Genomic DNA, 22,776 nt, shown 5'->3' on the forward strand with positions numbered 1-22,776 from the left:
GGCACCCATGCGCGGAGTCGCGCGCGCTACCGCGGGGGCGGTGGGGGCCGTGCTCGTCCTCGCCGCCTGCGTGGGCGGGGGAGCCGGCGTCGGTGCCAAGGCGCTGACCGCGTCCTGGGGAGACCCGCAGAACCCGCTGGAGCCGTCCAACACCAACGAGGTGCAGGGCGGCAAGGTGCTCGACATGGTCTTCCGCGGGCTGAAGCGGTACAACCCGAAGACCGCCAAGGCCGAGAACATGCTCGCCGAGCGCATCGACACCACCGACTCGCGGCACTTCGCCGTCACCGTCAAGAACGGCTGGCGGTTCAGCAACGGCGAGCCGGTCACCGCCAGGTCCTTCGTCGACGCCTGGAACTACGGCGCGAGCCTGCGGAACAACCAGAAGAACGCCTACTTCTTCGGCTACATCGAGGGCTACGACAAGGTCCACCCCGAGAGCGGAAAGCAGAGCGCCGACACCCTCTCCGGGCTGAAGGTCACCGGCCCGCGCACCTTCACCGTCACCCTCGCCCAGAAGTTCTCCACCTTCCCCGACACCCTCGGCTACGCCGCCTTCGCCCCGCTGCCCCGCGCCTTCTTCACACACCACGCAGCCTGGCTGGACAAGCCGGTCGGCAACGGCCCGTACACCATCGAGTCGTACACCAAGGGCGCGCAGATGACCCTCAGGAAGTGGGACGGCTACCCCGGTCCGGACAAGGCGCGGAACGACGGCGTGACCCTGGTGGTCTACACCGACAGCAACACCGCGTACACCGACGTGCTGGCCGGCAACCTCGACCTCGTCGACGACATCCCCGCCGGCCAGCTCAAGAACGTGCGGACCGACCTGGCCGGCCGCTACATCAACAGCCCGGCCGGCATCCTGCAGACCCTCGCCTTCCCGTTCTACGACCCGAAGTGGAACACCAGCGGGGCACGCAAGGTCCGCACCGGCATGTCCATGGCCATCAACCGCAAGCAGATCACCGAGACCATCTTCCGCAACACCCGCACCCCGGCCACCGACTGGACCTCCCCGGTCCTCGGCACGGCCGGTGGCTACAAGCCGGGCCTGTGCGGCCATGCCTGCGACTACGATCCCGCCGCGGCCCTGAAGCTGGTCCAGGAGGGCGGCGGACTCCCCGGCGGCCAGGTGAGGATCACGTACAACGCGGACACGGGCTCGCACAAGCAGTGGGTGGACGCCGTGTGCAACTCCATCAACAACGCGCTCGGCAACGACAGGGCGTGCGTCGGCAACCCGGTCGGCACCTTCGCCGACTTCCGCAACCAGATCGGCCGGCACCGGATGACCGGACCCTTCCGGGCCGGCTGGCAGATGGACTACCCACTGATCCAGAACTTCCTCCAGCCGCTGTACTACACGGACGCCTCCTCCAACGACGGCAAGTGGTCCGACAAGCAGTTCGACCACCTCGTCGACCGGGCCAACGCCGAGTCCGACAGGCCCCGGGCGATCGGGCTCTTCCAGCAGGCCGAGGGCGTCGTACGGGACAACATGGCCGCCATCCCGCTGTGGTACCAGAACGGCAGCGCCGGCTACTCCGACCGGCTGCACGACGTGGCGCTCAATCCGTTCAGCGTCCCCGTCTACGACGAGATCAGGGTCGGCTGATCCGGCATGGGACGCTATGTCGCCAGGCGGCTGCTCCAGATGATCCCGGTGTTCTTCGGGGCCACCCTGCTGATCTTCCTGATGGTGAACGTGATGGGCGATCCCATCGCCGGACTGTGCGGCGAGCGCGCCTGCGACACCGCGACGGCTGCCCAGCTCAGACGGGAGTTCGGCCTCGACAAGCCGCTGTGGCAGCAGTACGCGACCTACATGGGCAACGTCTTCACCGGCGACTTCGGCACCGCGTTCAACGGACAGCCCGTCACACAGCTGATGGCGTCGGCGTTCCCCGTCACCATCCGGCTGACCGTCGTCGCGATCCTCTTCGAGATCGTCGTCGGCATCACCCTGGGCGTGCTGACCGGGCTGCGCCGCGGCCGGCCCGTCGACACCTCGGTCCTGGTCCTCACCCTCGTCGTCATCTCCGTCCCCACCTTCGTCACCGGTCTGCTGTTGCAACTCCTGTTCGGCGTCCAGTGGGGCTGGATCAGACCCTCGGTGTCCCCGGCGGCGGCCTTCGGCGAGCTGATCGTGCCCGGCCTGGTCCTCGCCTCCGTCTCCCTCGCCTACGTGACCCGGCTGACCCGTACCTCCATCGCCGAGAACCGGCGCTCGGACTATGTGCGCACGGCCGTCGCCAAGGGGCTGCCCCGGCGCCGGATCGTCGTCCGGCATCTGCTGCGCAACTCCCTGATCCCTGTGGTCACCTTCATCGGCACCGACATCGGCGCGCTGATGGGCGGTGCCATCGTCACCGAGCGCATCTTCAACATCCACGGCGTCGGCTACCAGCTCTACCAGGGCATCCTGCGGCAGAACACGCAGACCGTCGTCGGGTTCGTGACGGTCCTCGTCCTGGTCTTCCTGGTCGCCAACCTGCTCGTGGACCTGCTGTACGCCGTACTCGACCCGAGGATCCGCTATGCCTGAGCAGTCGCAGGAGCCCGAGCGCGCCATCGCCGGGACCGGCATGGGCGGCGCGATGGACCTGGCGGCGAGCGAGGCGACGACACTGGAGCGGGCGCCGGGCGGGCCGGAGGGCAAGCCCCGCTCCCTGTGGTCCGACGCCTGGCGCGACCTGCGCCGCAACCCCGTCTTCATCCTCTCCGCGCTGGTGATCTGCTTCCTGGTCGTCATCGCGATCCGGCCGTCCCTGATCGCCTCGGGCAACCCGCTCACCTGCGACCTGGCCAGGGCCCAGGACGGTCCCGCGCCCGGCCACCCCTTCGGCTTCGACGGCCAGGGCTGCGACGTCTACACGCGCACCGTCTACGGCGCCCGCGCGTCCGTCACGGTCGGCATGTGCGCCACGCTCGGGGTGGCGCTCTTCGGCTCGGTGCTGGGCGGGATCGCCGGATTCTTCGGCGGCGCCGGGGATGCCGTGCTGTCCCGGGCCACCGACATCTTCTTCGCCATCCCCGTCGTCCTCGGCGGTCTCGTCCTGCTGTCCGTCGTCCCGAGCAGCACCGTCTGGCCCGTCGTCGGGTTCATCGTGCTGCTCGGCTGGCCGCAGATCTCCCGGATCGCGCGCGGCGCGGTCATCACCACCAAACAACTCGACTACGTCCAGGCCGCCCGCGCCCTGGGCGCCTCCAACTCCCGCATCCTGCTGCGGCACATCGCGCCCAACGCCGTCGCCCCGGTGATCGTCGTCGCCACCATCGCGCTCGGCACGTACATCGCGCTGGAGGCCACCCTGTCCTATCTCGGCGTCGGGCTGAAGCCGCCCAGCGTCTCCTGGGGCATCGACATCTCCGCCGCCTCGCCCTATGTCCGCAACGCCCCGCACGCGCTGCTGTGGCCCGCCGGGGCGCTGGCGATCACCGTCCTGGCCTTCATCATGCTCGGCGACGCGGTGCGCGACGCCCTCGACCCGAAGCTGAGGTGACGGCGCCTTGCTGCTCGAAGTTTGTGATCTGCACGTGGAGTTCCGCACCCGGGACGGGGTCGTCCACGCCGTCAACGGAGTCGGCTACGAGGTGGACTCCGGGGAGACGCTCGCCGTGCTCGGGGAGTCCGGCTCCGGCAAGTCCGTGACCGCGCAGGCGATCATGGGCATCCTCGACGTGCCGCCCGGCCGGATCAGCGGCGGGCGGATCCTCTTCCGCGGCAGGGACCTGCTGGAACTGAAGGAGGACGAACGGCGGCGGATCCGGGGCGCCGAGATGGCGATGATCTTCCAGGACGCGCTGTCCGCGCTGAACCCGGTGCTGACCGTCGGCGACCAGCTCGGCGAGATGTTCATCGTGCACCGGGGCCTGTCCCGCAAGGACGCGCGCGCCAGGGCCGTGGAGCTGATGGACCGGGTGCGCATCCCGGCCGCCGGGCAGCGCGTCCGCGACTATCCGCACCAGTTCTCCGGCGGCATGCGCCAGCGCATCATGATCGCCATGGCGCTGGCCCTGGAACCGGCGCTCATCATCGCCGACGAGCCGACCACCGCCCTCGACGTCACCGTCCAGGCCCAGGTGATGGACCTGCTCGCCGAACTCCGGCGCGAGTACCGCATGGGGCTCGTCCTGATCACCCACGACCTGGGCGTGGTCGCCGACGTCGCCGACCGGATCGCGGTGATGTACGCGGGCCGGATCGTGGAGTCCGCGCCGGTGCACGACATCTACAAGGCGCCCGCCCACCCGTACACCAGGGGCCTGCTGGACTCGATCCCGCGCCTGGGCCACAAGGGCCGGGAGCTCTACGCCATCAAGGGCCTGCCGCCCAACCTCCAGGCGATCCCGCCCGGTTGCGCCTTCCACCCGCGCTGCCCCATGGCCAGGGACGTGTGCCGCACGGACGTACCGCCGCTGTACGAGGTCTCCGAAAGCCGTGCGAGCGCCTGCCACTTCTGGAGGGAGTGCCTGGATGGCAGAGCAGACGGCTGAGCGGACGGCCGAGCCGATCCTGGAGGTCCGCGGGCTCGTCAAGCACTACCCGCTCACCCGGGGCGTCCTGTTCAGGAAGCAGATCGGGGCGGTCAAGGCGGTCGACGGCGTCGACTTCACCCTGGCCCGGGGCGAAACGCTCGGCATCGTGGGCGAGTCCGGCTGCGGCAAGTCCACGGTCGCGAAGATGCTGTGCAACCTGGAGCGGCCCACAGCGGGCGAGATCCGCTACCGGGGCGAGGACATCACCCGGCTGTCCGGCCGAGCGCTGAAGGCGGTGCGCCGGAACATCCAGATGGTGTTCCAGGACCCGTACACCTCGCTCAACCCCCGTATGACGGTGGGCGACATCATCGGCGAGCCGTACGAGATCCACCCCGAGGCGGCTCCCAAGGGCGACCGGCGCCGCAGGGTGATGGAACTGCTGGACGTGGTCGGCCTCGACCCGGAGTACGTCAACCGCTATCCGCACCAGTTCTCCGGCGGCCAGCGCCAACGTATCGGCATCGCACGGGGGTTGGCCCTGCGTCCCGAGATCATCGTCGCCGACGAGCCGGTCTCCGCGCTCGACGTCTCGGTGCAGGCCCAGGTGATCAACCTGATGGAGCGGCTTCAGGACGAGTTCGACCTGTCCTACGTCTTCATCGCGCACGACCTGTCGATCGTGCGGCACATCTCCGACCGGGTAGGGGTCATGTACCTCGGGCGGATCGTCGAGATCGGCACCGACGAGCAGATCTACGACCATCCGACGCACCCCTACACCCAGGCGCTGCTGTCCGCCGTGCCCGTGCCGGACCCGGGGGCACGGGAACGCCGGGAGCGGATCATCCTCTCGGGAGACGTGCCGTCCCCGACGAACATCCCCTCCGGCTGCCGCTTCCGCACCCGCTGCTGGAAGGCACGGGAGCGCTGCACGCTGGAGGTGCCGGAGCTGGCGGTGCCCGCGGACTTCCGGCACGACACCGGGCCCGCGGTGCACCCCTCGGCATGCCACTACGCGGCGGAGCTCCAAGTGGTGCCGCCGGAGGAACGGGACACCGGGGGACAGGGCAGCGGCACCAGGGCGCCGTGACCGCGTCGGCGCGCGGACGCCCTCACGTCCCGGGACGGGGCCGGGGCGCCGTGTCGCGTGCCCCCGGCCCCATACCCGTGTGCGGTGTCCTGACGGCGCTCAGCCGAGCCCGAGCGAACGCTTGAGGAAGTCCACCTGGAGCAGGAGCAGGTTCTCGGCGACCTGCTCCTGCGGCGTCATGTGGGTGACCCCGGACAGCGGCAGTACCTCGTGCGGGCGGCCGGCGGCGAGCAGGGCGGAGGACAGCCGCAGGGCGTGGGCGACCACCACGTTGTCGTCGGCCAGACCGTGCACGATCATCAGCGGCCGGTGCGGCTCGGCGGGCGAGGACAGCCCGTCGTCGGTGACCAGGGAGCTGTGGGCGTACACCCCCGGCGCCTGCTCCGGGTCGCCCAGATACCGCTCGGTGTAGTGGGTGTCGTACAGGCGCCAGTCGGTGACCGGGGCGCCCGCGATGCCCGCGTGGAAGACGTCCGGGCGGCGCAGCACGGCCAGCGCGGCCAGGTAGCCGCCGTAGGACCAGCCGCGGATCGCCACCCGGCCGAGGTCGAGCGGATACGTCTTGGCAAGGTCCTGCAAGGCCTCGATCTGGTCGTCGAGGGTGACCGTGAAGTCGTGGTGGACGGCCTTCTCCCAGGCGGGGGAGCGGCCCGGGGTGCCGCGGCCGTCTGCGACGACCACCGCGAAGCCCTGGTCGGCGAACCACTGGGAGGTGAGGTGCGCGTTGTGCGCGGCCACCACGCGGGAGCCGTGCGGGCCGCCGTAGGGGTCGAGGAGGACGGGCAGGGGGGCGGAGGCGGCAGTGTCACGGGGGTAGTCCGTAGGCATAAGCACGGCGCACGGGATTCGGCGTGCGCCCCCCTGGGTGAGGGTCACGCGCGGGGACAAACCGGGATCTTCGGCGTGGGAGCGGATGGTGGCCACCGTCCGGCCCTCGCGCACCACCCGCACCCGGGCGCCCGGCCGGTCGAGCGTGGCGGAGACGAGGACGGCCACGCCCCCGGCGCGCACCGCGGTGTGTACACCGGGCTCCTGGCTCACGCGCTCCACGCCCAGTTCGTTGACGCGGTAGACGTGCACCTCACCGGTCTCCGGCTCGGCGGACTCCTCGCCGGCCGAGGCGGAGACCAGCACGTCGTCGTCCGACACGTCCAGCACGGCCTGCACGTGCAACTGCGCTCCTGTGAGCGGCCGTTCACCGACCGCCAGCACCCGTGCACCGCCCTCTTCGGCGACCCGCACGAGCTGCCCGGAGGGGGACCAGCACGGCACCCCGGGGAAAAGATCAAGCCAATCTGGATCTTCGTCGGCGTGCACCATACGGGTCGCGCCGGACTCCGGATCCACCGCCAGGTACAGCTGGCTGCGCTGGTCGCGCGCCTGCACGAGGAGCAGTGGCGCCCCTGCCGCTGACCAGTGCACATGAGCCAGATACGGGTAGCGGGACCGGTCCCAGAGGACCTCCGTGCGGGTCCCGTCCAGGCCGAACACGAACAACTGTACGTCCGCGTTGGGGGTGCCGGCGGCCGGGTAGGGGACGCGGCTCGGCTCCCGTCCGGGATGGGCCGGATCGGAGATCCACCACCGTCGCACCGGCGTGTCGTCCACGCGCGCCACGAGCAGCCGGTCCGACTCCGGTGCCCACCAGAAGCCGCGGGAACGGTGCATCTCCTCGGCCGCGATGAACTCCGCGAGGCCGTAGGCGACGCCCTCGGACTCCGGTTCGGCGAGCGCCCGGTCGCCGTCGCCCTCGGCGCCCACCACTCGCAGGGCCCCGGCGGTGACGTAGGCGACGTGCCGTCCGTCGGGGGACGGACGCGGGTCGATCACCGGCCCGGGGGCGGGCAGTTCGCGTGCCGTACCCGCCCTCAACTCGGCCGTGAAAAGCCGTCCTGACAAGGCAAAAGACGCCAACTCCGCGGCGGTGTCGGTGGCGTAGCCGACGATGCCCGCGCCACCCTCGCGACTGCGTTCGCGGCGGGCCCGTTCCTCGGCCGAGAGGTGCTCGGTGGCACCGCCCAGGAGGGCGCTCGGGTCGGCTGCCATGCGCTCCGCGCCGTCGTCAAGGTCGAGCACCCAAAGGGAGTTGGCCCGGTCGGTGCCGGATCCGGAGCGCAGGAACACGACGCGGGAGGCGTCGGGAGCCACGGTGAACGCGCGCGGCGCGCCGAGCGTGAACCGCTGGGTGCGCGCGTGCCGTCGGGGGAAGGAGACAGGCTCGGTCGTCATGTCATGACCATATTGGCCATGCGCCCCCTTGTGCGGCCGTGCGCCGACCGATGCGCGCGTGCGGATAGTTATGATCGTTAGCGCATAGTGGGTATGAACCTGCTGCCCGCTGTGTGGATCTATCTGCCCCTCATAGTCCGACGACCACCGATACCCCCGACACCCCCCGCGTCCTGGGATCTTTGGAGGTGAACCGCCGTGGCACTCTCGATTTCGGCGGTGGTGCTGCTGGCGATCATCGTCTTCTTGCTGATCAAGAAGTCAGGCCTCAAGGCCGGTCATGCGGTCGTGTGCATGCTCCTGGGCTTCTATCTGGCGTCCTCCACGGTCGCCCCCACGATCAGCGAACTCACCACGAACATCGCGGGGATGATCGGCAACTTCAAGTTCTGAGGCTGTCCGGCGCCCCGCTCGCCCGGCCCCGCCGGGGCCGGTTCCGGGTCGGAACCGGGTTCAGGATCAGGTTCCGCGCGGGGTTCCGGGTCAGAGGTCGCCGCAGGCGTCGCGTGCCGTCGCCAGTTCCTTCTTCACTTCCTTGCCGAAGTCGAAGGTCTGCGCATGGAGCGCCTGCGCTCGCCGGACGCTTTCGGCGAGCGGTTCGTACCGCTTGTCGCCCGCGGCCGCCGACGCCGAGAGCACACCGGCCGCGGCGAACCGGTTCAACGCGATGTCGCCCTCCGGTCCCTTCGCGCCGTACTTCGACTCGTCGAACCCGCTGAGGGCGCGGCACGCGTCGCGTGCGTCGTCCGCCGGGGCGTTCGCGGTGGACCGGCCGTCGTCGCTCAGAGCCCATGCCGCGCCCACGGCGCCCCCGCCGACCAGGAGGCCCGCCACCAGCGCGACGACCGGGACGACGCCGGGGCGCCGGGAAGGCGCGGGTGCCGGTGAGGCGGGCGGGACCGGAGCGCTGTACTGCGGCTGCGACGACATGCCACTAATTTACGACATGTATATGACAGGTTCGACTGCGACTCCGGTGGCCCGCGCCGGGGGCGGGGCCCGGCCCCTCGTAGGGTTGGTCCCATGACGGAACGGGCCGCTCGGCGGCTGATGCTGGTGCACGCGCATCCCGACGACGAGTCGATCAACAACGGCGCGACCATGGCGCGGTACGCGGCCGAGGGTGCCCTGGTGACGCTGGTGACCTGCACGCTCGGGGAGCTGGGCGAGGTCATCCCGGAGGAACTGCGGCATCTGGAGGGGTCGGCCGGGCTCGGCGCGTACCGGAGGCAGGAGCTGGCCGCGGCCATGCGGGAGCTCGGAGTCGAGGACTTCCGGCTGCTCGGCGGGGCCGGGCGGTACCGGGACTCCGGGATGATGGGGCTCGCCGACAACGACGACCCGGACTGCCTGTGGCAGGCCGGCCTCGACACCGCCGCCGAGCACCTCGTCGCCGTGATCCGTGAGGTGCGCCCGCAGATCCTCGTCACCTACGACGACAACGGCGGCTACGGCCACCCCGACCACATCCAGGCCCACCGGATCGCGATGCGCGCCGCGGACCTGGCCGCCGACCCTGCCGTACGCCCCGACCTCGGCCGGCCCTGGCGGATCGCCAAGGTGTACTGGAACCGCGTCCCGCGTCCGGTCGCCGAGGCCGCCTTCGCACGGCTGAAGGACGACCTGCCCGGGCTGCCGTTCGACGAGCCGGCGGCGATCGGCGACGTTCCCGGAGTCGTCGGCGACGAGCGCGTCACCGCGGCGGTCGACGGCAGTGCGTACGCCGCCGCCAAGACCGCGGCGATGGCCGCGCACACCACCCAGATCGAGATGGCCGAGCCGTACTTCGCCCTCTCCAACCAGCTCGCCCAGCCGGTCTTCACCACCGAGTTCTACGAGCTGGTGCGCGGGGAACCCGGTGCCGGGGAGGGGGAGCGGGAGACCGACCTGTTCGCCGGGGTCGATCTGTCCGCCGGGGCCGAGAAGGAGGCGTCATGAGTACAGGGGGAGGGGGTCCCATGCTCGCGCAGCCCCTCAAGCCGCCCTCCGCCGGGCGGGCCGCCGCGTATCTCGGGCTCTTCCTGCTCGGCGCGGTGGTCGCGGTCGCGGGCGCCCTGGTGCAGGCCGCCTGGTTCCCCGGTGGGCTGCTGCTCGCGCTCGCGGGCGCCGCCGGGCTGTTCCTGGGCGGGGCGCGGGCCGCGCGCAGCCGGGGCGGGGCCGTGGCGGGCGCGGGCGGCTGGATCGTCACCGTCTTCATGCTCACCACCAGCCGCCCCGAAGGGGACTTCTTCTTCGCGGCCGAGAGCGGCTCCTATCTCTTCCTGCTCGGCGGCATGGCCGTTGCTGTGATCTGCGCCACCCTGGCGCCGGGCCGGCAACGGCGCGACGGCGACGCCCGACTTGGGAAGTGACGTACCACTTCTTCCCATGGTGCCGGTGCGGGTCCGGTGGGGGTTTACCCAACGGTCCCGGGATAAGGGCCGGAAGCGGCCAGTATGGTGGTGCGCGCGCCGCCGAGCCGCCCGCACTGAGGTCGTAACGGGCGGCGGAGCCAACCGGGAGAACCTGCCTTGAGTCGTGAAACTGACACTCCGTCGTCCGGGCCCAACGGGCACGGCGGAGCCGCCTACCCCTCGGGGACCCCGCCGTACGGAATCCCGGCGGTGTCCGACGACCGTGCGGACGAGGGCCGTTCGGCCACGCAGCCCGAGGAACGCAAGACCGAGACCACGCTGACGACCCGGATCCGGATCAACATCCCCGGATCCCGGCCGATCCCGCCGGTCGTCGTGCGTACGCCCGTCTCCTCGGAGGGATCCGAGAACAGCGCCCAGGACGCCGGCGGCGAGGCTCCGCAGCCGGCCGCCCCGGCGCCCGAGGCCGCCGAGGAGCCGCCCGCCGAACCCGCGGCACCGGCCGCGGAGAAGGCGACCAGCGACTGGTTCGCGCCCCGCAAGCCCCAGGCGAACAAAGGCGGTCAGGGCGGCGGCTCCACCAACGGCGCGGGAATGCCGGGTGGTTCGGGCGCGCCCGCGGCGAACGGTTCCGGCCCCGGCGCTTCCGGTCCGGGAACCTCCGTCCCCGGGCCCTCGGGCGCCGGCTCCTCCGTCCCGAGCTCTTCCGGCGGGGCCCGCCCCGGTGGCGTGGTCGGCGCCATGAACGTGCCCGGGGTGCCCAACGGCTCCCGCCCCGGCTCCACCAACGGCGCCGGGCTGCCCGGGGTCACCGGTGGCCCCGTCGCCCCCGGTCACGGCGGCGGCACCGGGTCCTTCGACGTCACCGAGGCGCTGGCCGCGGGCCCGCTCTCCGGCGGCCCCCGCCCCGGCGACGAGCCGCGCCGCGACGACCTTCCGTACTTCTCCGACAACGGGCACGGCGGACGCGACGGCCAGGGCGGCCCGAGCGGCACCGGCGGCCTGGGCGGTCCGGGCGCCCCCGGCGTGCCGGGCGGTCCGCAGGGCCCCACGGGCCCGACGGGCGGCCCCGTCACCGGCGACGGACCGCTGCGGCCGCCCGGGGTCGGCGCGCCCGCGGGACCCGCCGCGGGCGCGGGACACCCGGGTGGTGCCCCCGGCGCGCACACGGCACGCCCCGGCGGCGGTCTGAGCGACGACACCGCGGTCCTCACCCCGCAGCAGCACGTTCCTGAGCCGGGCACCCCCGGTTACGGCGCCCGGCCGGAGAACGTCTCCGGGCACACCGTCACCAGCGGCATGCCCGTCATCCAGCCCGGCGCCAACTCGCCGTTCAGGCCCGGCGCCGACGGGAACGGGCCGGCGGCGCACACGCCGCCGCGGCTGCCCGAGCCGGCCCCGCAGAGCGCCGCCGCGGCCCCCGCCGCGCCCAAGGCCAAGAAGAAGGGCCGCAACAAGCTCGTCCTGCTCTGCGGCGCCGTGATCGTCGTCGCCGGTGTCGCCTACGGCGCCGGGCTGCTGATGAACCACTCCGACGTGCCCAAGGGCACCACCGTGCTCGGCGTCGACATCGGCGGCGGCACCCGCGACGACGCGGTCAAGAAGCTCGACGACGCCTTCGGCAGCCGGGTGAACCAGCCGCTGAAGCTGTCGGTCGAGGGCGGGACCGTCACCCTCAAGCCGGACCAGGCCGGGCTCCAGTTCGACACCCAGGCCACGGCCAGCTCGGCCGCGACGAGCGACTACAACCCCGTGTCGGTGATCGGCTCGCTGTTCGGCAACCACCGGGTGATCGAGCCGCAGATGCCGGTCGACGAGGAGAAGCTCCAGGTCGCTCTGCAGAGTGTCTCGGGCGGCGACGGGTCGATGACCGAGGGCGGGATCAAGTTCCAGTCCGGCAAGGCCGTCGCCGTCTACGGCAAGCCGGGCAAGGGCATCGACGTCGGCGGCTCGACCCGGCTGGTCCAGCGGGCGTACCGCGCCCAGGTGGAGAAGGGCGCGGCCACGGCGGTCCAGCTGCCCACGGTCACCCGGCAGCCGACGGTCTCGAACGCCGAGGTCGACCGGATGATGAAGGAGTTCGCGGAGCCCGCGATGTCCAAGATCGTCACCGTTCAGACCGATCCGTTGCACAAGATCCCGTTCGGCTCCCTGTCCCTGCCGAAGATCCTCGGTGTCAAGGCCGTCGACGGCAAGCTCTCGGAGACGTACGACCTCGAGGCGCTCAAGAAGGCGTACGGCGGCACCTTCGACGGTGTGCTGATCACCCGGGCCACCGGGCAGAAGACGGCCGTCACCCCCCAGGACGTGGCCTCCGCGCTGCGCAAGGCGCTGCGCGGCAAGACGGCGGCGGAGCGGGTCGGAGTCATCGACACCAACCCCAGCTAGTGCGGCGACAGCACTAGAAGCCTCACAGCGGCGGCAGAGGGCACCCGGTCCGTACGGACACCGGGTGCCCTCTCGGCTGTCCTGTCCCCTCGCCTCGCGACCATGACATCTGTCATCCGGCAGTCAGGACCCGCGACACTGCCCGGCACCCCCGCCCGTCGGCCAGCATGGCGGCCATGACGACAACAGCGGAGCGAGCCGCCACCACCACGGTGGTGGGGTTCGACCAGGTGACCAAGAGCTACGGGGACGTACGGGCCGTGGACGGGCTGACCCTCGCCCTGCGTCCGGGCGAGACCGTGGCCCTGCTCGGCCCGAACGGCGCCGGCAAGTCGACCACCCTCGACCTGCTGCTCGGCCTCCGGCAGCCCGACAGCGGCACCGTCAGCGTCTTCGGCACCAGCCCGCGCGAGGCGATCGTCGCCGGGCGCGTGGGCGCCATGCTGCAGAGCGGCGGACTGATGGAGGACGTCACCGTCGCCGAGCTGGTGCGGCTCGCCTGCGACCTGCACCCCAAGCGGTACAAGACCGCCGACGTGCTGGCCCGGGCCGGTATCTCCCAGATCGCCGACCGCAAGGTGAACAAGCTCTCCGGCGGCCAGGCCCAGCGCGTCCGCTTCGCTCTGGCCACCGCCGGCGACAGCGACCTGATCGTCCTGGACGAGCCGACCACCGGCATGGACGTCTCCGCCCGCCAGGCCTTCTGGGCCACCATGCGCGAACAGGCCGACCAGGGCCGTGCGGTCCTGTTCGCCACGCACTACCTGGAGGAGGCCGACGCCATCGCCGACCGGGTGCTGGTGCTGCACCGGGGACGGCTGCTGGCCGACGGCACCGCCGCCGAGATCAAGGCGAAGGCGGGGGCGCGACGGGTCTCCTTCGACCTTCAGGGCCCCATCGACGAGGCCGCCCTGCGCGATCTGCCCTTCCTGACCTCGATGACCGTGAGCGGCCAGACCGTCCGCATCCAGTCCGCCGACGCCGACGCGACCGTGCACGCCCTGTACGGGCTCGGCGTCTACCCCCGCAACCTCGAAGTCGCCGGGCTCGGGCTCGAGCAGGCCTTCGTCGCCATCACCGAGGCCGAGGAGGCCAAGCAGTCGTGAACAGTCTGATCAGGCTGGAACTCGCCCGCGCCCTGCGCAACCGCAAGTTCCTGTTCTTCTCGGTGCTCTACCCCTCGATCCTGTTTCTGATCATCGCGGGCAAGGCGGACGGCGTCACCAAGGTCGACGGCACCGGTCTGACCGTCCCGACGTACATGATGGTCTCCATGGCCTCCTTCGGCGCGCTCACCGCCGTGCTCATGGGCAACAGTGAGCGCATCGCCAAGGAGCGCGAGAGCGGCTGGGTACGGCAGCTGCGGCTCACCCCCCTGCCCGGGCGCGGCTACGTCCTCGCCAAGACCGCCGGCGCCGCCGTGGTCAGCCTGCCGTCCATCGTCGTCGTCTTCGTGGTCGCCGCCGCCGTCAAGCAGGTCCGCCTGGAGGCCTGGCAGTGGCTCGCCCTCACCGGCGCGATCTGGGCCGGCAGCCTGGTCTTCGCCGCGCTCGGCGTCGCCATCGGCTACCTCGCCACCGGGGACGCGGTCCGCCCGATCACGATGATCATCTACTTCGGCCTGTCCATGCTCGGCGGTCTGTGGATGCCGTCGACCACCTTCCCGCGGTGGCTGCAGAACATCGCCGAGTGGCTGCCCACGCACGCGTACGCTGCACTGGGGCGGGCGATCGAGGAGAGCCAGGCCCCGCACGCGAAGGACCTCGCCATCCTCGTCGTCTTCTTCGCCCTGTTCGCGGGCGGCGCGGCCTGGCTGTACCGGAAGGACACGCTGAAGGCGTGAGCGTCGTGACGGAAGACCCGCGGCCCGGCGAAGCCCGGGCGGACCGGCTGATGCGCATGGGGGAACCGCCCCGGAACGGGGGCGAGGCGCTGCGCAAACTGGTGTGGATCCTGCCCTGGCTGATCTTCCTCAGCTCGCCGGTGCACGACCTGCTCTCGGGCGCCCACACGGCCGCCGCCGCCGCGGCCGGCTGGGCGGGCCTCGCGGCCTTCACCGGGACCTATCTGACGCTGGTCTACCGGAACATGGGCCGGCCGTTCTCCGGGGCGGTCGTCGGCTGGCTCGTCGCCTTGCTCGGCGTGCTCGCCGTCGTGCTGTGCCTGACCCTCGGCTCGCCGTGGATCGGCCTGTTCGTGTACGTCTCCGTGGCCTGCGGCGCGACGAACCCGCTGCGGATCGCCTACTGGACGATCCCGCTGACCACGGCCGTGATGCTGCTCGTCGCCCGGCACACGGGCACCGAGGGCGAGTGGACCCTGTTCCTGCTGGTGATGCTCGTCGGCTTCGCGATGACCGGCGTACGGCAACTCGTGCGCACCACGATCGACCTGCGCAAGGCCCGGGCCACCGTCGCCCAGCTCGCCGCCAACGAGGAGCGGCTGCGGCTCGCCCGCGACCTGCACGACCTGCTCGGCCACTCGCTCTCGCTGATCACGCTGAAGAGCGAGCTGGCCGGCCGGATGCTGCCGGACCACCCGGACAAGGCGGCCCAGCAGGTCGCCGACATCGAACAGGTCAGCCGCCAGGCCCTGGTCGACGTCCGCGAGGCCGTCACCGGCTACCGCCGCCCCCGCCTGCACGCCGAACTGGCGGGCGCCCAGGTGGCGCTGACCGCCGCCGACGTCACCGCCGACGTGCCCGCCGAGCCCGACCTGCACGGCGTCCCCGAGGAAAGCGAGTCCGCGCTCGCCTGGGCGCTGCGCGAGGCGATCACCAACGTCGTACGGCACAGCGGCGCGACCCGGTGCACAGTCGACCTGGTGCGCCGCCAGACCCTGGACGGGCCGTTCCTCGAACTGTGCGTCGAGGACAACGGCTCGGGCGGCTCCGCCGGCGTGGGCAAGGGCCCCGGCAACGGTCTGACGGGCCTGGCCGAGCGCCTGGAGAAGGCGGGCGGGCAACTGGAGGCGGGGCGCGCCAAGCGCGGCTTCCGGCTCGTCGCCCGGGTGCCTCTCGCCTCCCCCGCGGACGTAGGATCCCCGGCATGAGCCGAACGATCAAGGTCCTCCTGGCCGAGGACCAGTCGATGGTCCGCGAGGCACTGGCCGCCCTGCTCGGCCTCGAGGAGGACATCGAGGTCGTCGCCCAGGTGGCGCGCGGGGACGAGGTCGTGGCGGCGGCGCACGCCCACGGGGTCGACGTGGCCCTGCTCGACATCGAGATGCCCGGCTGCACCGGCATCGAGGCGGCCGCCCGGCTCCACAAGGAACTGCCCGCGGTGAAACTGGTCGTGCTCACCACCTTCGGCCGCCCCGGCTATCTGCGCAGCGCCATGGAAGCGGGCGCGGACGCGTTCCTGGTCAAGGACGCCCCGGCCGCGCAACTCGCCGCGGCGGTACGGAAGGTGCTCGCCGGCGAGCGGGTCATCGACCCCACGCTGGCCGCGGCGGCGCTGGCCGAGGGCGCCAACCCGCTGACCGACCGGGAGCGCGAGGTCCTGCGCGCCGCGGCCGACGGCTCCACCAACGCCGAGCTCGCCGCCGCCCTCCACCTGTCCCAGGGCACGGTCCGCAACTACCTGTCGACCGCGATCCAGAAACTCGCGGTGCGCAACAGGACGGAGGCGGTGCGCATCGCACGGGAGAAGGGCTGGCTGTAGCGGCGCTCGCCGGGCACGCCGGGCGGCCGCGGCTTCGGCCCGGCCTCAGTTCAGCAGGGCCCGCGCGGCCCGCGCCTGCTCCCGCACCTGCTCGGCCGCGGGCTCGTCCACCGCGCCCAGCACATCGGCATACGCCTCCAGCTCCCGGGCCCCGCCCACGAAGTCTCCGCGCTGCACCAGCAACTGCGCCCGCTCGTAACGCAGCCGCGCCGGATGCGACGGCAGCAGCAGCGACAGCTCCACCGCCCACAGCGACACGTCCGACCGCTCGGGCCGTATGGCCGCCCAGGCCCGGATGTTGTTCAGGATCCGGGACACGACCTCCAGCGGGGAGGCGGGCACCAGCATCGACGGGTGCAGCGGCGCGCCCGTCGCCCCGACCACCAGCAGTTCGGCGTCCGCCCCCGTGAGCACCCGGCCCCCGTCGAACGGGTCCGCGAGCACCTGTTCCCCGGCCGCCCCGAACCCCACGACGAAGTGCCCCGGCAGCGCGACCCCGTACACCGGCGCCCCGGCCCGCCGCGCGACCTCCATCCACACCACCGACAGCAGGATGGGCAGCCCGCGCCGCCGCACCAGCACCTCGTGCAGCAGGGACGACTCCAGCCGCTGGTAGTCCGCCGCCGAGCCGTGGAAGCCGTACCGCTCGCCGAGCAGTCCGCACAGGGCCTGCGCCCAGTCCCGCGGCCCGCCCGGCCAGTACGGCAGCTGTCCCGCGAGCCGGTCCAGCTCCAGCTGCGCCGCGTCCATGCCGGCCTCGTCCAGCGTCCCGTCGGCCGCCGCGCCCACCAGCAGGCACAGCATCGCGAGGTCCGGCCGCTCGGACCGTACCTCCTCGCCGAACCACCGGCGCACCGCGGCGGACCGTTCCGGGGACGGCGGATGCAGGGGACGCATAGCAGGCTCGTGCCCTTCCACGACGATCCCTACGACGGACGAGCGCCGGAGTTTTGCGGGGGCCCCGACGGAGACCCCGTCGCGGACTCCGCCCCCGACGGCCGCGGGTGGCCGCTGTCGCCGGACTCCGGGGCGCGGTAGTGGTGGTACGCGTGGTGCGCGCCGAAGCCCATGCCGGCGTACAGCGCCCGCGCCGCGGTGTTGTCGCTCTCGACCTGGAGCCAGGCCGCCGACGCGCCCTCGTCGAGGGCCTTGCCGGCGAGCGCGGCGAGCACGGTGGTGGCGAGCCCGCGTCGCCGCAGCGCCGGATCCACCTCGACGGCGGCGAAGGACGCCCACCGGCCGTCGACGACGCACCGTCCGATCGCCGCGGGGACACCGCCCTCACCGGGCACCGTCGCGAACCACACCGACGGCCCGCTGCCGAGCACCTTCAGGGCCACCTCGCTCACCCCCTTGCGCTGGTACCGCGCAAGCCACTCCTCGTCGGCCGTGCGGGACAGCACGACCCCGGAGCCCTCGGCCCGGTCGGCGACCGGCGCGAGCGCCCCGATCCACAGCTCGGCGGTCACCTCGCGCACCCAGCCCCGCCGCTCCAGCTCCGCGCAGAGCAGTTCCTGCGTGCCGTCGGCGCCGGTGGCGGTCTGGATGTACGCGGGCAGGCCGCGCTCGCCGTACCAGCGTCGTACGGCGACCAGGGCCGCGTCGAGCGGAAGTCCGGGATCGCCGAGCGGCAGCACCGAGTTGGCGCGGCGGGTGAACCCCGCGGCCGCCCGCAGTTCCCACTCGCCCAGCCGCTCGCTCTCCACCGGCCGCCAGGCCCGCGCCGCCGCGCGCGCGAGCTCCTCGTACGTGGCCGCCGGGCCCCGTCGCCGGGCCGGTGCCGCCGGTACGACCTTGCCCGCGACCAGGGAGGACTCCGTGATCCGCACGGTCTCGCCACTCCTTCGTGTGATCAGCAGCACACCGTGGTCCCATGATGTGAGAACTCCGACCGTGTCGGTGAACTTCTCACCCGGCGCGCCAGGTTCGCTCAAGCGCCGTATCGAGACCCGTTTGCCCACGTCAGCAGCGCTGATTCGGACCTCGAGGCGTCCTGTCGCCGATATTTCCACAGGTCTGTTCACCCCTCCTGTTCGGATCATGCCCCGGAACGGAGATACTAGGGGCGGGCATCGACGACGCCGCGCTCCCGCGCGCCAGGCGGCGGAGCCTGTGGAGGCCCGCCAGCGCCCTATCGAGGAGGAACGACAGCGTGACCTACGTCATCGCGCAGCCTTGTGTCGACGTCAAGGACAAGGCGTGCATCGAGGAGTGCCCGGTCGACTGCATCTACGAGGGCCAGCGGTCCTTGTACATCCACCCGGACGAATGCGTCGACTGCGGTGCCTGTGAACCGGTCTGCCCGGTCGAGGCTATCTTCTACGAGGACGACACTCCCGAGGAGTGGAAGGACTACTACAAGGCCAACGTCGAGTTCTTCGACGAGCTCGGCTCTCCCGGTGGCGCCAGCAAGCTGGGGCTGATCGAGCGCGACCACCCCATCATCGCCGCGCTGCCGCCGCAGAACCAGTAAGAGCGGCCCGCCTTCGCGCCGCCTCGGTCCCGTACGGCCTGATCGCACTCCAGCGCTCCGCCCGCCGCACGGGACCGAGGCGTTTTTGGACCAGAAAGTGAGCCTGATCCCCGTGTCCGCACTCTCCGACCGGCTCCCCGCCTTTCCCTGGGACAAGCTGGAGCCGTACAAGAAGACGGCCGCAGCCCATCCGGACGGCATCGTCGACCTGTCGGTCGGCACCCCGGTGGACCCGGTCCCCGACCTGATCCAGAAGGCGCTGATCGCGGCCGCGGACTCCCCGGGCTACCCGACCGTGTGGGGCACGCCCGAACTGCGTGACGCGATCACCGGCTGGGTCGAGCGTCGCCTTGGCGCGCGGGACGTCACCCACCGGCACGTCCTGCCGATCGTCGGCTCCAAGGAACTGGTCGCCTGGCTCCCCACCCAACTGGGCCTCGGCCCCGGCGACAAGGTCGCGTACCCGCGCCTGGCCTACCCGACCTACGAGGTCGGCGCCCGCCTGGCCGGCGCCGAGCACCTCGTCTACTCGGCGACACCGGGCGCCGGCGTACCGGGACCCACGGAGCTGGACCCGGCGGGCCTGAAGCTGCTGTGGCTGAACTCGCCCTCCAACCCCACGGGCCAGGTGCTGCCCAAGGAGGAGCTGAAGAGGATCGTCGCCTGGGCCCGCGAGCACGGCGTGCTGGTCTTCTCCGACGAGTGCTACCTGGAGCTGGGCTGGGAGGCGGACCCGGTCTCGGTCCTGCACCCGGACGTGAACGGCGGCTCGTACGAGGGCATCGTCGCGGTCCACTCGCTGTCCAAGCGCTCGAACCTGGCCGGCTACCGCGCCGCCTTCCTGGCCGGCGACCCGGCCGTCCTCGGCCCCCTGCTGGAGATCCGCAAGCACGGCGGGATGATGACCGCGGCGCCGACGCAGGCGGCGGTCGTGGCCGCCCTCGGCGACGACACCCACGTCCGCGAGCAGCGCGAACGCTATGCCGACCGCCGCACGGACCTGCGCCGGGCGCTCCTCGCCCACGGTTTCCGCATCGAGCACAGCGAGGCGAGCCTCTACCTGTGGGCCACCCGCGACGAGTCCTGCTGGACCACGGTCGCCCACCTCGCCGAACGAGGCATCCTGGTCGCTCCCGGCGACTTCTACGGTCCGGCGGGCGCGGACTTCGTACGCGTCGCGCTGACGGCGACGGACGAGCGGGTCCGCGCCGCGGTGGAGCGCCTGGCCGGGTAGTCCGCGACGGCCGTAGCCCACGCGCGGACGGGCTCCGCACGCCGACGGGGTCCGGGGAGGAGACCCCGGACCCCGTCGGTCGTTCGAGGGGCGCTCAGCCGAGAGGCAGACCGGAGACCGGCAGGGACTGCGTCGGCAGCCCGCCCTTGGCCGCCGTGTTCGCGGCGCCGCCGAGGAGTCCTCCGGCGGACCCCGCCGCGTCGCCGGCCGCCTTTTGCGCCGCCGGCGCCGCCTGCTTCACGACCTTGCCGCCGGTGCCGCCCGCGACCCCGGTGACGTGCCGCGCGGCACCGTCCACGGTGTTGCCGACGCTCGCCCCGTCCAGGGCGGTCAGCCCGCCGAGGTTCGGGGCGGCCGGCAGCTCGGGGGCAGCGCTCGCGGCTCCGGCCGCACCGACCCCGGTGGCCGCTCCCGCGGCGACGAGCAGCGCGGCACGGGCGATCCGGCGGGTCAGGGGGAGGGACATGGTGCTCCTTCGACGGAGGGAACGGACGCTCTGACTACCGCTCGAAGTCCGCGAAGGTTGCGGCGGGCCAACGTAAAGAGTTGGTAACGCGTCGCATTATCGGGTACGCGTAAAACCGGACAAAGGGCACTTCTTCAAAGGTCGTAAAACCCCATGCAGCCCTGTGCTGCCAAGGGCTTCGGTGCCCTTGGCAGGGGTGATCCCTCAGGGTGAGGACCCGTACTAACGCCCGGTCGTGGTGATGAGGACCGAGCCCGCCGCCCGCTCCGCTCCGGCGGCGCCCCGCGTCTGCGCCGTCCGCCACCGGCTGTCGGTCATCCCGGCCGTCCACTGCCAGCCGCCGTAGGCGACCTGCTCGATGTGCAGCGCGGAGGCGTTGGCCACCGCCCAGTGCGCCAGCTGCCAGCCGCGCTGCCGCGCGCCGCGCCCGGCGTCGGCCGTGTCGTCGGGCACGGGCACCGTCACGGTCCGCCCCTCCCCGCTCGCGCTCGCCACCGGGCTAGGGGTGGGCGTCGGCGACGGTTTGCCGCCGACCTCCGCGCCCGCCTCCTGCACGACGTCCCGGCCGAAGTCCCGGACGAGCGCGACACGCACCGCGTCCGGGCCGCTGGTCCGGGTGGGACCCGGGCGGCCCCGGCAGGCCAGCGTGGCCCCGGAGCGCCCGGTGAGCGCGGCGGCGAGCAGCGTCGCGTCCGGCTCGTGCTTGGCGTACGCCTGCGGGAAGCCGCTGCGCTGCACGCGCTGGGCGGCCACGGTCAGCGGCAGCCGCGTGTAGCCGGGGACCTTGTTCAGGTGCTCGTAGAAGATCCCCGCCGAGTAGGCCGGGTCCATGATCTCCTCCGGCGAGCCCCAGCCCTGCGAGGGCCGCTGCTGGAACAGGCCGAGGGAGTCCCGGTCGCCGTAGTCGATGTTGCGCAGCGCGGACTCCTGGAGGGCGGTGGCCAGCGCGATGGTCACCGCCCGCTCGGGCATGCCGCGCCCGGTGCCTACGGCCGCGATCGTCGCCGCGTTCACCGCCTGCTCCGGCGTGAACCGGTACGACGCGCCGTCGCCCTTGCCGGAGACGACCTCGCAGCCCGGGCCTCCGGTGCCTCCGGTGAGGTACTGCACCGAGAGGTAGCCGGCGAGCCCGAGGAGGACCACGACAGCCGCCCCGAACCGGAGGAGGCGGCCACGACGCTTGGAAGAGGGGGGAGGGTGCGGCACGCCTACAAGGTACTGGAGGCTGCCGGGGCGCATGAGGCAGGTGTGGACAACGCGCGGGGACGTACGGGCGGTTCGCCGCGTTAGGGTCGACCGCATGGCCGATAACCCGCTTGACCTCACGCTGGACGCCGCGCGCCTGACCGCGCGACTCGTCGACTTCCCCTCGGAGAGCGGCACCGAGAAGCCGCTCGCCGACGCGATCGAGGGCGCCCTGCGTGCCCTGCCGCACCTGACGGTCGACCGCTTCGGCAACAACGTCGTGGCCCGCACGAACCTCGGGCGCGCGCAGCGGGTGATCCTGGCCGGCCACATCGACACGGTCCCGATCGCCGGAAACGTCCCCTCGCGGCTCGACGAGGACGGCGTCCTGTGGGGCTGCGGCACCTGCGACATGAAGTCCGGCGTGGCGGTCCAGCTGCGCATCGCGGCCACGGTCCCCGCCCCCAACCGCGACCTGACCTTCGTCTTCTACGACAACGAGGAGGTCGCCGCCGAGCTGAACGGCCTCAAGCACGTCGCCGAGGCGCACCCGGAGTGGCTGGCCGGCGACTTCGCCGTGCTGCTCGAACCCTCCGACGGCGAGGTCGAGGGCGGCTGCCAGGGCACCCTGCGGGTGCTGCTGAGGACCAAGGGCGAGCGGGCCCACTCGGCGCGCGGCTGGATGGGCTCCAACGCCATCCACGCCGCCGCGCCGATCCTGCGGCGGCTCGCCGAGTACCAGCCCCGCTATCCGGTCATCGACGGCCTGGAGTACCGCGAGGGCCTCAACGCGGTCGGTGTCTTGGGCGGGGTGGCGGGCAACGTCATCCCCGACGAGTGCGTGGTCACGGTCAACTTCCGCTACGCCCCGGACCGCACCGAGGAGGAGGCCGTCGCCCACGTCCGCGAGGTGTTCGCGGACTGCGGGGTGGAGGAGTTCGTGATCGACGACCACAGCGGCGGCGCCCTGCCGGGGCTGAACCACCCGGCCGCGGCCGCGTTCATCGAGGCGGTCGGCGGCACCGCGCGCCCGAAGTACGGCTGGACGGACGTCTCGCGCTTCTCGGCGCTGGGCATCCCCGCCGTCAACTACGGCCCCGGCAACCCCCACTTGGCGCACAAGCGTGACGAGCGGGTGGAGACGGCCAAGATCCTCGCGGGCGAGGAGCGGCTGCGGGACTGGCTGACGGACTGACCGCCGTCACGA

22 protein-coding genes are annotated in these 22,776 nt (G+C 72.3%); 16 read left to right on the top strand and 6 right to left on the bottom strand.

Annotated features, from left to right (window positions below; all coding sequences use genetic code 11):
• Window positions 1-7 precede the first annotated feature (7 nt).
• Genes ACIQFZ_RS01865 through ACIQFZ_RS01885 form a run of 5 tightly spaced genes read left to right on the top strand, consistent with a single transcriptional unit; the run spans window position 8 to window position 5,578 of the window.
• Window positions 8-1,621, top strand: coding sequence for an ABC transporter substrate-binding protein (locus ACIQFZ_RS01865; protein WP_402690392.1), 1,614 nt, complete (start codon window positions 8-10; stop codon window positions 1,619-1,621).
• Between the two features lie 6 nt (window positions 1,622-1,627).
• Window positions 1,628-2,551, top strand: a complete 924-nt coding sequence (locus ACIQFZ_RS01870) for an ABC transporter permease (protein ID WP_365426275.1) — start codon at window positions 1,628-1,630, stop codon at window positions 2,549-2,551.
• Window positions 2,544-3,509 carry an ABC transporter permease gene (locus ACIQFZ_RS01875; RefSeq protein WP_365426278.1) on the top strand — a complete coding sequence of 322 codons (966 nt, stop codon included), beginning with the start codon at window positions 2,544-2,546 and terminating at the stop codon, window positions 3,507-3,509. The genes ACIQFZ_RS01870 and ACIQFZ_RS01875 overlap by 8 nt, the downstream gene beginning before the upstream one ends.
• 7 nt (window positions 3,510-3,516) lie before the next feature.
• Window positions 3,517-4,503 (top strand): ABC transporter ATP-binding protein, encoded by a 987-nt coding sequence (locus tag ACIQFZ_RS01880; protein ID WP_376651296.1) that lies wholly within the window; start codon window positions 3,517-3,519, stop codon window positions 4,501-4,503.
• Complete coding sequence (locus ACIQFZ_RS01885) at window positions 4,484-5,578, top strand: ABC transporter ATP-binding protein (protein WP_383061216.1); 1,095 nt, start codon at window positions 4,484-4,486, stop codon at window positions 5,576-5,578. Before ACIQFZ_RS01880 ends, ACIQFZ_RS01885 begins: the two co-directional genes overlap by 20 nt.
• Before the next feature lie 99 nt (window positions 5,579-5,677).
• Here the strand turns inward: ACIQFZ_RS01885 and ACIQFZ_RS01890 are convergent, their stop codons facing one another.
• Window positions 5,678-7,807, bottom strand: a complete 2,130-nt coding sequence (locus ACIQFZ_RS01890; protein ID WP_365774101.1) for a prolyl oligopeptidase family serine peptidase — start codon at window positions 7,805-7,807, stop codon at window positions 5,678-5,680.
• Between the two features lie 198 nt (window positions 7,808-8,005).
• Between ACIQFZ_RS01890 and ACIQFZ_RS01895 the strand changes: the two genes are divergently transcribed.
• Window positions 8,006-8,200 carry a hypothetical protein gene (locus tag ACIQFZ_RS01895; RefSeq protein WP_030419064.1) on the top strand — a complete coding sequence of 65 codons (195 nt, stop codon included), beginning with the start codon at window positions 8,006-8,008 and terminating at the stop codon, window positions 8,198-8,200.
• Between the two features lie 90 nt (window positions 8,201-8,290).
• Here ACIQFZ_RS01895 and ACIQFZ_RS01900 read toward each other — a convergent pair whose 3' ends face one another.
• Entirely contained in the window at window positions 8,291-8,737 is a 447-nt protein-coding gene (locus ACIQFZ_RS01900; protein ID WP_383061219.1) for a hypothetical protein, read from the bottom strand.
• 93 nt (window positions 8,738-8,830) lie between these two features.
• Here ACIQFZ_RS01900 and mshB point away from each other — a divergent pair, with 93 nt between their 5' ends.
• The 7 genes from mshB to ACIQFZ_RS01935 all read left to right on the top strand — a co-directional run bounded on the left by mshB (window position 8,831) and on the right by ACIQFZ_RS01935 (window position 16,211).
• On the top strand, window positions 8,831-9,745 hold the full coding sequence (gene mshB, locus ACIQFZ_RS01905) for an N-acetyl-1-D-myo-inositol-2-amino-2-deoxy-alpha-D-glucopyranoside deacetylase (protein ID WP_402690393.1): 915 nt from the start codon (window positions 8,831-8,833) through the stop codon (window positions 9,743-9,745).
• Window positions 9,742-10,158, top strand: coding sequence for a DUF6113 family protein (locus tag ACIQFZ_RS01910; protein WP_383061221.1), 417 nt, complete (start codon window positions 9,742-9,744; stop codon window positions 10,156-10,158). Before mshB ends, ACIQFZ_RS01910 begins: the two co-directional genes overlap by 4 nt.
• Window positions 10,159-10,317: 159 nt before the next feature.
• Window positions 10,318-12,549, top strand: a complete 2,232-nt coding sequence (locus ACIQFZ_RS01915) for a hypothetical protein (RefSeq protein ID WP_402690394.1) — start codon at window positions 10,318-10,320, stop codon at window positions 12,547-12,549.
• A 176-nt stretch (window positions 12,550-12,725) separates the two neighbouring features.
• Complete coding sequence (locus ACIQFZ_RS01920; protein ID WP_365430584.1) at window positions 12,726-13,655, top strand: ABC transporter ATP-binding protein; 930 nt, start codon at window positions 12,726-12,728, stop codon at window positions 13,653-13,655.
• A complete protein-coding gene (locus ACIQFZ_RS01925; protein WP_365430582.1) occupies window positions 13,652-14,392 on the top strand; it encodes an ABC transporter permease in 741 nt (246 codons plus the stop codon). The genes ACIQFZ_RS01920 and ACIQFZ_RS01925 overlap by 4 nt, the downstream gene beginning before the upstream one ends.
• Window positions 14,389-15,600, top strand: coding sequence for a sensor histidine kinase (locus ACIQFZ_RS01930; RefSeq protein WP_383061225.1), 1,212 nt, complete (start codon window positions 14,389-14,391; stop codon window positions 15,598-15,600). The genes ACIQFZ_RS01925 and ACIQFZ_RS01930 overlap by 4 nt, the downstream gene beginning before the upstream one ends.
• Window positions 15,597-16,211, top strand: coding sequence for a response regulator transcription factor (locus tag ACIQFZ_RS01935; protein ID WP_365774105.1), 615 nt, complete (start codon window positions 15,597-15,599; stop codon window positions 16,209-16,211). The genes ACIQFZ_RS01930 and ACIQFZ_RS01935 overlap by 4 nt, the downstream gene beginning before the upstream one ends.
• 45 nt (window positions 16,212-16,256) lie before the next feature.
• On the opposite strand, the gene ACIQFZ_RS01940 is transcribed toward ACIQFZ_RS01935, so the two are convergent.
• Together ACIQFZ_RS01940 and ACIQFZ_RS01945 are read right to left on the bottom strand one after the other, a co-directional pair.
• The gene (locus ACIQFZ_RS01940) at window positions 16,257-17,108 is read right to left on the bottom strand and encodes a tetratricopeptide repeat protein (protein ID WP_402690395.1); all 852 of its coding nucleotides are present in this window, start codon (window positions 17,106-17,108) and stop codon (window positions 16,257-16,259) included.
• 29 nt (window positions 17,109-17,137) lie between these two features.
• A complete protein-coding gene (locus ACIQFZ_RS01945; protein WP_402690456.1) occupies window positions 17,138-18,223 on the bottom strand; it encodes a GNAT family N-acetyltransferase in 1,086 nt (361 codons plus the stop codon).
• A gap of 140 nt (window positions 18,224-18,363) precedes the next feature.
• Between ACIQFZ_RS01945 and fdxA the strand changes: the two genes are divergently transcribed.
• Together fdxA and ACIQFZ_RS01955 are read left to right on the top strand one after the other, a co-directional pair.
• The gene (gene fdxA, locus ACIQFZ_RS01950; RefSeq protein ID WP_100568222.1) at window positions 18,364-18,684 is read left to right on the top strand and encodes a ferredoxin; all 321 of its coding nucleotides are present in this window, start codon (window positions 18,364-18,366) and stop codon (window positions 18,682-18,684) included.
• Between the two features lie 112 nt (window positions 18,685-18,796).
• Window positions 18,797-19,918, top strand: a complete 1,122-nt coding sequence (locus ACIQFZ_RS01955) for a bifunctional succinyldiaminopimelate transaminase/glutamate-prephenate aminotransferase (RefSeq protein WP_402690396.1) — start codon at window positions 18,797-18,799, stop codon at window positions 19,916-19,918.
• Between the two features lie 94 nt (window positions 19,919-20,012).
• Here the strand turns inward: ACIQFZ_RS01955 and ACIQFZ_RS01960 are convergent, their stop codons facing one another.
• Window positions 20,013-20,384 (bottom strand): ATP-binding protein, encoded by a 372-nt coding sequence (locus ACIQFZ_RS01960; protein ID WP_402690397.1) that lies wholly within the window; start codon window positions 20,382-20,384, stop codon window positions 20,013-20,015.
• A gap of 222 nt (window positions 20,385-20,606) precedes the next feature.
• Window positions 20,607-21,527: a heavy metal transporter gene (locus tag ACIQFZ_RS01965; RefSeq protein WP_383061232.1), complete on the bottom strand. Its 921-nt coding sequence runs from the start codon at window positions 21,525-21,527 to the stop codon at window positions 20,607-20,609.
• A gap of 157 nt (window positions 21,528-21,684) precedes the next feature.
• On the opposite strand from ACIQFZ_RS01965, the gene dapE reads away from it, so the two are divergent.
• Window positions 21,685-22,764 carry a succinyl-diaminopimelate desuccinylase gene (gene dapE, locus ACIQFZ_RS01970; RefSeq protein WP_365433805.1) on the top strand — a complete coding sequence of 360 codons (1,080 nt, stop codon included), beginning with the start codon at window positions 21,685-21,687 and terminating at the stop codon, window positions 22,762-22,764.
• The last annotated feature ends 12 nt before the right edge of the window (window positions 22,765-22,776 follow it).

It is taken from the genome of Streptomyces sp. NPDC093064 (genome assembly GCF_044754605.1).
Taxonomy (GTDB): domain Bacteria; phylum Actinomycetota; class Actinomycetes; order Streptomycetales; family Streptomycetaceae; genus Streptomyces.